1 pseudogene is annotated in these 654 nt (G+C 37.3%); it reads left to right on the top strand.

Annotation, left to right across the window (positions count from 1 at the left end):
• A pseudogene (locus HMPREF2706_RS07050) lies at window positions 1-654 on the top strand (YSIRK signal domain/LPXTG anchor domain surface protein); the annotation flags it as partial.

Here is a 654-nt window from a genome sequence, read left to right as displayed (position 1 = left end):
GAAGTTACACCAAAAGGTGAATCAACAAAATTAGTGATCAATTATACAAATTCAGACGGCCAACCTGATTCAATCATCGCAAGCAAAAAAGAGGGAACATGGTCACTCAATAAAGAAGTGCCACATATTCAATTAGATGAATATACTGGAAAAGTCACACTAGGCCACCCAGCTGTACAAGCAGAAAGCGAAGTTGTAGCTACTGAAACAAAAGGTAATAGTGATACAAGTACAGAAAGTAAAATAAATATGCCACGAAAAGAAGTAACACCAGAGTCGCCAGCTATCGAAGCAAATGAAGAACACGTCAATGTTGAAGTTACACCAAAAGGTGAATCAACGAAATTAATTATCAATTATACAAATTCAGAAGGTCAACCTGATTCAATTATCGCAATCAAAAAAGAGGAAATATGGTCACTCAATAAAGAAGTGCCACATATTCAATTAGATGAATATACTGGAAAAGTCACACTAGGCCACCCAGCTGTACAAGCAGAAAGCGAAGTTGTAGCTACTGAAACAAAAGGTAATAGTAACACAAGTCCAGAAAGTAAAGTGACTATGCCACGAAAAGAGTCAACACCGGATTCTCCAACAATTGAAGCGAATGAAGAACGCGTCAATGTTGAAGTTACACCAAAAGGTGAATCA

Origin of the sequence: Staphylococcus sp. HMSC067F07 (assembly GCF_001837405.1) — a bacterium.
Lineage (GTDB): Bacteria > Bacillota > Bacilli > Staphylococcales > Staphylococcaceae > Staphylococcus > Staphylococcus capitis.
The sequence above is the reverse complement of the archived record's forward strand: the minus strand, read 5'-3'. Positions and strand labels throughout refer to the sequence as shown.